Here is a 12398-nt window from a genome sequence, read left to right as displayed (position 1 = left end):
CGATGAACCGCCTTTGTTTTCTCGCCGCGCTGATGCTGCTCAGTCCGTCCGCGTATGCGGGTGACTCGATTTCATTCGTGGTCGGTGGCCATCGCATCCAGATCGACGCGTCCAGATATTGCCGTTCGACCTCCTGCGCCTCGGTTTCGATTTCGGGCACCTCGCGTAACCGAAGTCGTTATGACCGTGATCGCTATGACGACCGAGGTCGTTATGACGACCGTGATCGTTACAACGACGATGATCGCTATCGCGATGATCGCAGGATCAGCGAGTCAACGAGGACATTACCAACCGCACCGGCGGTAGCTCCGCCCCCGGTTCAATCCGTTGCCGCTCCGCCGCCGGCCGTGTACAGGCCGGCCGCCGCCGCGACGCAAATTGTGCCTGCGCCGCAGTCGCCCGCTCCGCCGGCAACACTCGCTGTTCCGCCCGCGCCACCGCCGCAGCCACCGCCTGCACCACCGGTTGCGAAGCCGGCCGAGCCGGTGCGCCCGGCGCCGGTGGCCGTGCCGCAGATTTCGCGTGTCTCGAGTGATTTCGCCGACGATGCCGACACGCCTGTTGGAGACTGGCAGACCGAAGGCAAGGGATCGGTTCGTATCGCCAAATGCGGCAACGCGCTGTGCGGCTACGTGCTCAATTCGTCCTCCAACGACAAGGGCGAGGCCGTCCTGATCAACATGAAGCCGAAGAGCGAGAAGCAGTGGACCGGCAGCGTCTACAGCCAGGCCAGCGGCGACACCTATTACGGCACCATGGATATGAAAGGCCAGAACACGCTGCGCGTCGAAGCCTGCGCGCTCGGCCGCTTCTACTGCTCGGGCAACAACTGGCGCCGGATTACGACAGGGAACGAAAGCCTGATGTCGTCGCGGCAGACTTTTGTGGAGCCGCGGTCGTAGTCATCACGCATGAAAATGCCCGGTGGAGCGACCACCGGGCGAACAGTTTTCGATTGGCTTCAAGAAGCGGAAGCCTAGAACACGCCGATCACAATGGCGCCGACGAAGGCGAATGCGAGATACGCGGTTACAACGCTCAGTCTGCTGACCATGGTCATGGGAATACTCCCTTGGTTCACGTCGTGCCCGCTCATAACGCTTCAGGCTAACAAAGCGTTCCCGGCCCAAACAAGTCAGCGTTGCTGTCCATCCCGGCCCTGTCCACAGCCGGTGGTTCCAGCAAGCATAGTAAATGATTCATGAAATCAACGTGTTGAAGACTTCTTAAATAAATTCGCCGAACGTGCGCGGATGACGCGCGGAGTTCGTTTGTATCTCGTCGGCTCCTTCGTCCTTGTCTCCTTGGCGGGTTGCGGCCGCGGACTGTTTCAGTCCGCCGAGCGTGAACCGTGGCGGGCCGAGGCCGAGGTCGCATGCCTGAAGTCCGGTGCGGTCAAGGAGACCCCCGAACTGGTCCGGATTGACCCGATTTCCGGTCCCGGCGCCTGTGGCGCGCAATTTCCGCTGAAAGTCGCAGCCCTCGGCGAGGGCAGCCCGAGTTTCGGTTTTGCCGACGAGTTGCGGCCGCCCCGCGCTATCGGCAACCAGCCGCGCTGGCCGGTCCGGCCGGCGCCTGCCGCCGCACCGTCGCAGACCTATTCCGATACGGCACTGCGCCAGCCGAGCTATGGCGCGCCGTCCAACGGGCCGGTCTCGCTGACCGCGCCGGGCGTGGCCCAGCAGGACGACGAAATCGATCTGCCGGCCGAAGGCGCGCCGCAATCGCGCGACCCGCGCGGCGGCGGCTCTTATATGGCCGCGCCTTCCTATCCGCCGCGCGACCGCTACCCGTCATCCCCGAATTATTCGCCGGCACCCTATTCGCAGGCGCCAGCCGCCGCGCCGCCGCGGCTCGGACCGACGCTGGGCGATCCCGTCAACACGGTGGGGCCAGTCGCGATCAAACCGACCGCGACGCTGGCCTGTCCGATCGTCTCGGTGCTCGACCGCTGGCTCGCCGATTCGGTGCAGCCGGCCGCTCAGCGCTGGTTCGGCGTGCGCGTGGTCGAGATCAGGCAGATCTCCGCCTATTCCTGCCGCGGCATGAACGGCAATCCGAATTCGCATATTTCCGAACACGCTTTTGGCAACGCGCTCGATATCGCCTCCTTTACGCTGGCCGATGGCAGGCGCGTGACGGTGAAGGGCGGCTGGCGCGGCATGCCGGAAGAGCAGGGCTTTCTGCGCGACGTGCAGGCGAGCGCCTGCCAGCAGTTCAACACCGTGCTGGCGCCGGGCTCCAACCGTCATCACGAGGACCACATCCATGTCGATCTGATGCGCCGCTCCAGCGGGCGGGTGATCTGCCAGCCGGCTGCGGTGTCCGGCGATCAGGTCGCGGGTAGGGCCGGCGGCCGCAATCCCTACGCTTCGTCGCGCGAGCCCTACGTGACGGGTTCACTCGGCGGCAGGAGGGCGCACCGGCACTCAAGCAAGGTCAACGAGGAAGACGAATTCGACGGCCATTAGGCCCACTGTCATCGCCCGCCTTGTGCGCAATTGCGCACTGGAGCGGGCGATCCAGTATTCCAGAGACGTCAGCGATAGAACCGAATGGCCGCGGCGTACTGGATACCCGCATGCGCGGGTATGACACCGTTTGTTGAAGGCTCAGCCTGCTTACGCGCCCAACTTCTCCAGCACATCGCGCACCACGCCTTCCAGCAGATCGAGCTTGTAGCCCGTCATCGGCAACGGCTTTGCGCCTGACATCGCAAGCTTGGCGGCCACTTCAATGTTCAACGCATTGGCCGCCTTGCCTTGCACGGCGCCTTCCGCCGCCTTTAGCCGCAGCGGCACCGGCGCGATGCCGCCGGCGGTGAGGCGGATGAACTGGAACGCGCCGTCCTTGATGACCGCGCGGGCGCAGACTTCGACCAGCGGCCATTCCGCATAGGAGCGGCTGATCGCGCGCTTGTAGAACGCGCGCTCGCCTTCCAAGGGCTTGGGCAGTTCAATGCCCCGGATCATCTCGCCCGGCTGCAGCAAGTTGTCGACGGTGCCGTTGGAGCCGTCGCCGAGCACGTCCGGGATCGACAGGCCGCTTCGCGTGTAGGTGATGATGGTCGCGTCATAAGCGAGCAGTGTGGCCGCCATCGTGGAAGGATGCGGTGCGACGCAGGGGCCGAGATCGAAGGCGACATGATAGAGGTGATTGCCGTTGCGGGCGGGACAATCGGTGCCGCCCTTCTTCAGGCAGGCGATATGCGGATTTCGAAAATACCAGCAGCGTGAACGCTGCGCGATGTTGCCGCCGAGCGTGGCGAGATGACGGATCTGCGGTGTTGCCAGGCCGAGCGCTGACGCCGCAATGCCGGGATAGGCGGCGGCGATGCTTCGATCGGCGGCGATTGCAGCGATTGTCGTGTAGGCGCCGATGCGCAGCGTGCCGTCGGCGCCCCAGTTCATGCCCGAGATGTCAGACGCGGGCACGATATCCATCAGCGGGCCCTTCGAGACGCCGCTGCGGCGGCGTTCGGAAAGGTCGGTGCCGGCGGCGCGGAATTCGGTCGTCATGGCTGATGTCATGCGGCGGCCCTCCCTTTCAGGGCTGATATCAGGCGATCAGGCCGGATCGGCAACTCCATCGGCCGGATGCCGGTGGCGTTGTAGATCGCGTTGGCGACCGCAGGTGACGTCGGCACGGTGGCGACCTCGCCGATGCCGACGCTACCGCCGAGCACGTGATCGAAACCGGCTTCGTCGAAATGCACGTCGATCACGGGCGTGTCGGCTATCCCGGGAATCCGGTAATCCTCCAGCCCGCCACTCAGCGTATCGCCGGTTCGCCCGTCGATCTCGCGCGCTTCGTAAAGCGCGTAGCCAATGCCTTGAATGACCGAGCCCGCCGCCTGGCTTCGCGCCAGCGCGGGTGCTGCGATCTTGCCGACCGCGATGCCGGTGTGGACGTTGAGGACGCGGACATGGCCGAGCCAGGTATCGACTTCGACCTCGATCACCTGCACCGAACTCGGTACGCCGGCGCCGATCACCATGTTGGACATCCAGCGCATCATCTTGCCGAAGATCCAGCCCAGAATCCCCACCTGCTTCAGGGGCGACTCAACGCCCGGCGCCATCTGCCTGCTGTCCTCCGGCCGCACGCCTGACGCGGTGAGGTCGGGCGACGCCGCCAGCAATTCGCGCCACGGCGCATTGGAGCCCGGCGCCGGCTTTCGTTTTGCATTTTTCTCGATCGCGGCCTTGAGCTTTTGAATCGCGAGCAATGTCGGCGGCACCACCGAGGCCGTGGTGCGGCTGCCGCCCGAGCCCGGGCCTACCGGCAGCTTGGAATCGCCGATGTGAACCTCGACCTCATGCGGTTCGAGGCCGAATTCGCGCGCCACCGTATTGGCGATCACGGTGCGGCTGCCGGTCCCGATATCCTGGATCGCCGTACTCGCGATCAGGCGGCCGCCCTTGACCGATACTTCGACCTTCGAGCCGGGCTGCCAGAGATAAAGCCAGTATCCGGTGGCGACGCCGACGCCGCGGCGATAGCGGCCGGTTTGCTCGGCCGGTGACTTCCGGTTGCGCCAGACGTCGAGCCCTTGCGCCCATTCATAAAGCCGCAGTCGGTTGGGATCGGTATCCCAGCGTTTGCGCAGCTCGATTGGATCGACCTTCATCCGCAGCGCGGCTTCGTCGATCGCCTGCTCCACCGCGAACGCCATCGGCGGTCCGCCGGGGCCGCGAAACGCCGCCCCCGGCGGCAAATTGCTGATGACGTCGAAATCGGCGAGCTCCTTGCCATCAGCCGGATAGATCAGCCGTGCCAGGGTGGCGATGGTGGAATTGATCGCGGCGCCAGTGTCGGCGTAGGCCGTGAGCGACAGCGCTTTCAGGCCGCCTTGCTCGGACGGCAGCAGCGCGAGCTTGACCTCCGACGCCGGCCGATAGCCGGTCACCGAAAGCTCTTCGTGGCGATCGAAGGCGACGCGGACCGGCGCGTTGGCGGCGCGCGCCAGATCGATCGCGATCGTCGTCTCCGCGCCGAGGCTGGCCTTCGAGCCAAAGCCGCCGCCGACGTGATCGGCGATGACGCGGACCTTGTCGTGGTCGAGCTTGTAACGCTTGGCGATCAGCTCCATCAAATGGAACACGCTCTGCGTCGAGGCGTGCACCGTGAGCCGGTCGCCTTCGAAATGCGCGACTGTGGCGTGCGGCTCCAGACAGGTATGCGATTGCGTGCCGGTCCGGAACACGCCTTCGACCAGCAACGGATTTTTCTCCTGCCGCGCGCGTTCGACCCAGCTTCGGACTTGCTTCGGCTTGAGCGAGAACGCAGCTGACGGTCCGCGGATGTTCGCCTTCCACGGCGCCGGCGCACCGGCGCCTTCGGAGACGTTGCCGGCTTTCTTGCGGTCGGCCTTTTCGAACACCACAGGCGCATTGGGCTTGCGGGCTTCATCGAGCCCGATCACCGAGGGCAGCTTTTCGCTGGATATTTTGATCGCGGCAATCGCTGCCAGTGCGGTCTTGCGATCCCTGGCCGCGACGGCGGCGATGGGCTGGCCGACAAAGCGGACGATACGGTCTTCAGCGAGCAGCGAGATCGCGGCGCCGACACCCGGCAGCGCCAGCGCGGGCGCGAGGTCGAGCTCTGCGATTTTGCCATGCGCGATCTCTGAGCGCAGGATGACGCCTTCGAGCTGGCCTTCATGACGGATGTCGACGGTGTATTTCGCCGCACCCGTCACCTTGTCGCGCGCCTCGACGCGCGGCGAGACGATGTCGCCGCCGTCGAACTGGCCGCTGCAGGCCGCGGCCACCGCGCTGAAGATGCCGTCATAGGCGCCGCAGCGGCACAGATGCCCCGACAGCGCCGCGCCGATTTCGTCGCGCGAAGGTGTTGCCGTTCCTCGTGTTGCGCGCCAGTGGTCGTGAAACGCCGCGGCCTCGACGATGAAGCCCGGCGTGCAGAACCCGCATTGCAGCGCGTCGTGCACCATGAACGCCTTCTGCACCGCGTGCAGCTTTTCGGCGCCGATGCCCTCGACCGTGGTGACTGTCTTGCCGGCGGCGGCGCGGGCCGGCATCAGGCAACTCGCCACCGGCGCGCCATCCACCAGCACGGTGCAGGCGCCGCAAACGCCGGCGCCGCAGACGAGCTTGGTGCCGGTGAGATCGAGATCGCTTCTAACCACATCGATCAGCATGGCGTCGACGTCGTCGGGCAGGGGTGCGACACGGCCGTTGATCGTCATCGTACTCATCTGCGATCTCCTGATTTGCGGGCGGTTTTTCTTGCGACAGGTTTTGTTGCAGGTCTTCTTGCAGTTTCTCTTGAACGCGGCTTCGGCGACGGGCTCACGGCGCCGGCAACCAGCGTGCGCACCATGATGCCGAAATCCCGCAGGAAGGCGTCGGCCGGCTGCATCGCCGGATAGGCGGACTTGGTGCCGTTGAACGCCATTTCAACGCACCTCGCGAGGTCGGACGCATTCATGCCCTTGATCGCGAGACGTTGCTTGCGGCAGACGCGTTCGATCGTGGACGTCAGCTGCGCGGCATAATGCGCGGCATATTTCTGGTAGATGTCGCGGGCCTGCAGCAGGTGCTCGGAGAACAGCTCTTCGATATGGGGCGAACCCTCGAGCGGCGCGATCAACTGCCCGATCCGCGCGGTGATCTCGGCGATCAGGATGTCGGCGAGACCGCCGCCGGCCTTTTCGGTGGCCTCGCCCCCCGCGATCTCGGCGGCCAGCGCGTTCTCATGCAGCCGCTCGATCACGGCGCGGAACAGTTCTTCCTTGGACTTGAAATGATGGTAGAGCGCCTGACGTGTCAGGCCGGCGGCCTCCGCCGCCTGCTCGATCGACGAGCGCCGAAACCCCTGCCGGCGGAACACCAGCATGGCGGCATCGAGGATGCGGTCGCGGGGCTTCATTTGACGAATTTGACAAAACTAGACGAAGTGTCAAATGACGGATTTGTGTTGGGGCGCGGCTAACTGCCCCACGTCTCGCTGCTGGTCGCGGCGGCCGGGTTCAAGGACCATTTACGGATCACCGGCGTCCGAAAATTCCGCCGACCACGCCGCCCACGACGCCGCCGATCACACCAACCGGACCGCCGCCGCCGCCCCCGCCGCGACGACGGGCGCGGCGCTCGTTGCCGGACTTGTTGTCGCGGATGCTGGCGTTCGCCGTCGAGACGGAATCGTTCAGGAGTGCCTGATGCTGCAACGTGTTGAGGAAACCGGTCTTGGGATAGTCGCGCGCGGCCTGCCAGCGCGTGATGACGGCGCGGGTCCGCGCGTCGAACTTTCCGTTCGCCCTGGTGTCGAAGCCGAGACGGGTCAGACGGCGCTGCAGGTCGCGGCGCTTGGGCTTGTCGAGGCCGATCCGATCCTCGGTTTCCTGCGTTGCTTCGTCGGTAAAGACCGCCTCATCGACGGATGCGGCCTGATCGCGCGTGGTCGTGCTTGGCCCGGCCTTGGCAGCATCCGAGCAGACAAGAATTCCCAGGATCGACAAGGCTAGGATCAAGACACGCATGGCCTATTGTTCCCCGAGTCTCTCAAATGATTTCGCTTTGAGAGCCTGCGTCGGTGCAAATACGAACCCGGCTTTTGAATCAAAGGTCGATTTTGGTTTCGTCGCTGGCAACTGCTGGCGGGAACACTTGTTCCATAGCGGGCGTCGATTGTTGCACCGCATGACACTCAATGATGGCGGTCGCCGCAGCTGTAGCCCGCATGAGCCACCGGGTTGCGCGAATGCGCGCCCGATGACAGGCTCCACGACATGCGGGATCAGGGGCCGGACACCCGGATGTCGCTTCGCTCATCCGGGCTACATTGTTGCTTTGCCCAATTAAACGAACTTGATCCCGATCAGGTCGCCCTTCTTCCAGGCGAGCTTGCAGGCCCTGCCCGGGGAGGCCCGGTCAAATTTCAGATGAAAATGCGGCTTGACGAATTGCGGGTCTTCAACCCGCAATCGCGCACCGCCTTCCGAAATGTCGATGACCGTGCACTGACGCGCGGCAAAACTGCCATCGATGGTCATCCATGCGGGCTGGTTGGTTCGCCGGCGAGAGGGCCGGGACTTTCGACCGAAAATTGCCATGCGGATACCTCCCGCCGATCAAACGCGCTGAGGGGACGCTGGTTGCAGTTGCGGACAATTTGAACGAACGGGAAGGCGCGGGGGCGGAGCTATTGCGTTTGGAGTTTTCCAAAACTCAATTCGGAAAAAACTGTCGTCCCGGCCTTGAGCCGGGACCCATAACCACCGCATCCTGATGTTGCACCAAGCTGGAGCTCCAATCACTTTCGCCACTGAAACATGTGGCTATGGGTCCCGGCCTTCGCCGGGACGACGGATTGGAGCGAATGCCGGTTACCTGCGATCTACTTCGCCCGATACGCTGTCAGAAACACCCGCGTCGCGCTGTCGACAACGGTTGCGATCTGCTCTGGCGACGGCGACGGCTTGGCCTGGAAGATGAAAGCCTGAAACAGCGTCGCCTGGCACATCTGCATGAACTGCCAGGCCGCCAGTTCGTAATCGTCGATCAAGAGCTCGCCGAGCCGTCCCCGCGCCTCAAGATAGGTGGCGAAGCGATTGACGGTGCGGGCCAGCACATTGTCATAAAATCTGCGGCCGACTTCCGGCATCCGCTCCGCAATCGACATCACGGTGCGGATCGCCGAGCCGCCGCCGGGACGACAAAGCACCTGGATGTAGGCCCGGCCGAATTCCGGCAGCGTGATGTCTACGTCGCGGTCGGGATCGAAATTGAATGCGGTTTTGCCCTGTTCGATCGATTCTTCCTCGACGATGGCTTCGAACAGGCGGTGCTTGTCGGCGAAATAGACGTAGAGCGTTCCCTTGGAGACGCCGGCGGAGCGCGCGATCTCGCCCATGCTGGCGCCGTCGAAACCGAGATCCAGGAACACTTTCCGCGCGCCATCGAGGATCTGGCGGCGCTTCGAGGAATCCTCGTCGGCGATGACATCTAGCGTATGCGACGTGTCTGCAACCATTGGTTTATCTTCTCGGGAAAGATTTCAACCGGACATATGCACGGGAAGGTGCTTTCGATCTATGGTCCCTTCACGCAAATGTATCTTGACCGAACCGTTCGGTCAATGTTAATTCTGGAAATGACGATGCCTTCACGGCCGGGGTTCGGCTGCGTCTGCACCGTGCATGAGTAATGGGGAGGCCGGGTATGGCCGCAGCGAGAGACCAGGCCGCACGCGTCGTTCGGCAACAGCCGGAGGCGTCGGCTCGTCAGGAGCCGGAGGCGGCAACGGCCGAAGACGAAGCCGCGCGCGACCCCGCCCAGTTGGCGGACCAGCTTCGAGCTCACGTTGCGGAAGAAACCAGGCGCCAGCCGGCAGTTGCTCCAGGCGCGCCGGCAACCGACAGGCCGGCCGCACCGCCCGCCAATGCCGCACAACCCGCGCCGAAATCCGGCAAGCGCAAATTCGTGATGATGGGCGTGTTCGCGTTGCTGGCACTCGCGGCCGTCAGCTACGGCGTCTACTACACATTCATCGGGCGCTTTTACATCTCGACCGACGACGCCTATGTGCGTGCCAACAATACCACGCTGGGTGCGCGGGTCGCGGGCCATATCGCGGCGATCATTCCCGTCGATAATACAATCGTTCGCGCCGGCGACGTGATCTACAAGATCGATGACGGCGATTACCGGATCGCCGTGGAGGCCGCGCGCACCAAGATCGCGACCCAGCAGGCCACCATCGACCGCATCGGCCGTCAGGTGGCGGCGATGGAAAGCGCGGTCGAGCAGGCCAAGGCGCAACTCGTCTCGGCGGAAGCGGCGCTGAAGCGCGCAGGTCTCGACTTCGACCGCCAGCAGGCGCTGAGCACCAAGGGCTTTGCCTCGCGCGCCACGTTCGAGGTTTCCGAAGCCGGCCGCGATCAGGGTGTGGCGCAGGTGAAATCGGCGCAGGCGGCCTTTGATGCCGCGCGCGACAATGTCGAGGTGACCAGGGCGCAGCAGAACGAGGCCCGCGCCCAGCTGGCGGAGTTGCAGACCACGCTGGCAAAGGCCGAGCGCGATCTCGCCTTCACCGCGGTGCGTGCGCCGGTCGACGGCACCTTCTCCAACCGCATCGTCAACACCGGCGATTTCATCCAGGCCGGCCAGCGCCTCGGCAATGTGGTGCCGCTCAACGACGTCTTCATCGACGCCAATTACAAGGAAACCCAGCTCAAGCGGATTCGCCCGGGCCAGCCCGTGACGATTTCCGTGGATGCTTACGGCCATCGCAAGTTCGCCGCCGTGGTCGACAGCATTTCGCCGGCAGCGGGCTCGGTGTTCACGCTGCTGCCGCCGGATAATGCCACCGGCAATTTCACCAAGATCGTGCAGCGGCTGCCGGTGCGTATCCGCGTGCCGAAGGATGTCGCGAAGCAAAACCTGCTGCGCGCGGGCATGTCGGTCTACACCACCGTCAACACCCGTGACGGCGCGGCCGATGCGGACAACGAGGCCGACCTCGACGCGTCGCCGATGCTTCATCCGAAGTAATTTTTTCAGCGCAGGGGGAGCCCGGCGCGCGTCCTGAGCAGATCATGGCAGACGCCACCACCGCATCGCCGTCGATGATACCAGCCGCAAGCGTGCCGGACGAGCGCATCCCGCCGCGGCGGCTGTTTGCGTTCCTCATCATGGTGTTCGGGATGTTCATGTCGATCCTGGACATCCAGATCGTCTCGGCATCGCTGTCGGAGATCCAGGCCGGGCTTTCGGCAAGCTCGAGCGAAGTGTCGTGGGTGCAGACCTCGTATCTGATCGCCGAGGTGATCGCGATTCCGCTTTCCGGGTTCCTGTCGCGCGCGTTCGGCACCCGCCTGCTGTTTGCAATCTCCGCCTCCGGCTTCACCATCGCGAGTTTCTTCTGCGGTTTCGCCTCGACGATCGAACAGATGATCGTATGGCGCGCGCTGCAGGGATTTCTCGGCGCCGGCATGATCCCGACCGTGTTCGCCTCCGCCTATACGGTGTTTCCGCGCTCGAAATTCTACATCGTCGGTCCGATCATTGGCCTCGTCGCGACGCTGGCGCCGACGATTGGTCCCACTGTCGGTGGCTACATCACCGACCTGATGTCGTGGCACTGGCTGTTCTTCATCAACATCATTCCGGGCATCGGCATCACCATCGGCGTGCTGATCCTGGTCGATTTCGACGAGCCGAACTTCAAGCTGCTCGAACATTTCGACTGGTGGGGCCTGCTGTTCATGGCGGGCTTCCTCGGCTCGCTCGAATATGTGCTCGAGGAAGGCCCGCAATATCAATGGCTGCAGGATACGTCGGTCGCGATCTGCGCCGCCGTCTGTCTGGTGTCGGCGATCGCGTTTTTCTGGCGTGTGCTGACAGCGCATGAGCCGATCGTCGACATCAGGACGTTCGGCGACCGCAATTTTGCCATCGGCTGCCTGATTTCGTTCTGCGTCGGCATCGGGCTGTACGGCCTGACCTACGTTTATCCGCGTTATCTCGCCGAAGTGCGCGGTTACAGCGCGCTGATGATCGGCGAGACCATGTTCGTCTCCGGGATCGCCATGTTCCTCACCGCGCCGATCGTCGGACGGCTGATGACTAAGGTCGACATGCGTTACCTCATCGCCTTCGGGCTTTGCAGCTTCGCGCTCGGCTCCTATTTGATGACCTGGATCACCCGCGAATATGATTTCTATGAACTGCTGGTCCCGCAAATCCTGCGCGGCGTCGGCATGATGTTCGCGATGGTGCCGACCAACACCATCGCGCTCGGCACGCTGGCGCCGGAGCGGGTCAAGAACGCCTCCGGCCTGTTCAACCTGACGCGCAATCTCGGCGGCGCGGTGGGGCTCGCGCTGATCAACCAGGTGCTGAACGAGCGCACCGATCTGCACATCTCGCGGCTGCACGAACGCGTCAATTGGGGCAACGCCACCGCGGTAGAGACGCTCAACATGTTTACCCAGCGCATGCAGGGCATGGGCGACGCCGCGCGGATGGCGATGAAGCAATTATCGCAGATCGTCCACCGCCAGGCTGTCGTGATGGGGTTCGGCGACGCCTTCTTCATGCTGGCCGTGTTCTATGTCGGCCTCAGCCTTCTGGTCGTGCTGCTGAACAAGCCGCCGGCGTGGCAGGCGGGCGGCGGCCCAGGGCACTGAACTTAGCGTTGATTGATTTCGCGCGCTCACGCGGTTGTCATATTGCAAATCACCCGTGATGCATTTATAAGCGTGCGCATTGTCGCTCGAACCGGGGAGGATTTGCATGATTTCGTCTTATTCGCAGACCGCCCGCTCGCGTTCGATGCCTATGCTGGGCGCCGTACCGGGCCTTTGAGGCCCAATTTCGCCAGCGCTGACCGGGCCTGACGTCCCGATCATCCCAAGCTTCCCAACGAGTTAC

At 63.9% G+C, this 12398-nt stretch carries 10 protein-coding genes; 4 read left to right on the top strand and 6 right to left on the bottom strand.

The annotated features are described in order from the left end of the window. The first annotated feature begins 2 nt into the window (after positions 1–2). Together JQ600_RS25550 and JQ600_RS25545 are read left to right on the top strand one after the other, a co-directional pair. Positions 3–905, top strand: coding sequence for a DUF2147 domain-containing protein (locus JQ600_RS25550; protein WP_212389786.1), 903 nt, complete (start codon positions 3–5; stop codon positions 903–905). A 351-nt stretch (positions 906–1256) separates the two neighbouring features. Then, entirely contained in the window at positions 1257–2474 is a 1218-nt protein-coding gene (locus tag JQ600_RS25545) for an extensin family protein (RefSeq protein WP_212389785.1), read from the top strand. 150 nt (positions 2475–2624) lie between these two features. Here JQ600_RS25545 and JQ600_RS25540 read toward each other — a convergent pair whose 3' ends face one another. The 6 genes from JQ600_RS25540 to JQ600_RS25515 all read right to left on the bottom strand — a co-directional run bounded on the left by JQ600_RS25540 (position 2625) and on the right by JQ600_RS25515 (position 8997). Further along, complete coding sequence (locus JQ600_RS25540; protein ID WP_212389784.1) at positions 2625–3533, bottom strand: xanthine dehydrogenase family protein subunit M; 909 nt, start codon at positions 3531–3533, stop codon at positions 2625–2627. After that, complete coding sequence (locus tag JQ600_RS25535) at positions 3530–6220, bottom strand: molybdopterin-dependent oxidoreductase (protein ID WP_212490144.1); 2691 nt, start codon at positions 6218–6220, stop codon at positions 3530–3532. Before JQ600_RS25535 ends, JQ600_RS25540 begins: the two co-directional genes overlap by 4 nt. Continuing rightward, on the bottom strand, positions 6217–6894 hold the full coding sequence (locus tag JQ600_RS25530) for a TetR/AcrR family transcriptional regulator (protein WP_212389782.1): 678 nt from the start codon (positions 6892–6894) through the stop codon (positions 6217–6219). Before JQ600_RS25530 ends, JQ600_RS25535 begins: the two co-directional genes overlap by 4 nt. Positions 6895–7012: 118 nt before the next feature. Further along, positions 7013–7504 (bottom strand): peptidoglycan-binding domain-containing protein, encoded by a 492-nt coding sequence (locus JQ600_RS25525; protein WP_212389781.1) that lies wholly within the window; start codon positions 7502–7504, stop codon positions 7013–7015. A gap of 318 nt (positions 7505–7822) precedes the next feature. Continuing rightward, entirely contained in the window at positions 7823–8077 is a 255-nt protein-coding gene (locus JQ600_RS25520; RefSeq protein ID WP_212266684.1) for a PilZ domain-containing protein, read from the bottom strand. A 284-nt stretch (positions 8078–8361) separates the two neighbouring features. Beyond that, the gene (locus JQ600_RS25515) at positions 8362–8997 is read right to left on the bottom strand and encodes a TetR/AcrR family transcriptional regulator (protein ID WP_212389780.1); all 636 of its coding nucleotides are present in this window, start codon (positions 8995–8997) and stop codon (positions 8362–8364) included. Positions 8998–9185: 188 nt separating this feature from the next. Here JQ600_RS25515 and JQ600_RS25510 point away from each other — a divergent pair, with 188 nt between their 5' ends. Then, entirely contained in the window at positions 9186–10517 is a 1332-nt protein-coding gene (locus JQ600_RS25510; protein ID WP_212389779.1) for an HlyD family secretion protein, read from the top strand. Positions 10518–10561: 44 nt separating this feature from the next. Further along, entirely contained in the window at positions 10562–12154 is a 1593-nt protein-coding gene (locus tag JQ600_RS25505; protein ID WP_212269920.1) for a DHA2 family efflux MFS transporter permease subunit, read from the top strand. The last annotated feature ends 244 nt before the right edge of the window (positions 12155–12398 follow it).

It is taken from the genome of Bradyrhizobium sp. AUGA SZCCT0176, from assembly GCF_018130145.1.
In the GTDB taxonomy this organism is placed as follows: domain Bacteria; phylum Pseudomonadota; class Alphaproteobacteria; order Rhizobiales; family Xanthobacteraceae; genus Bradyrhizobium.
Note: the sequence above shows the minus strand (reverse complement) of the source record. Positions and strands in the feature narration are given on the sequence as shown.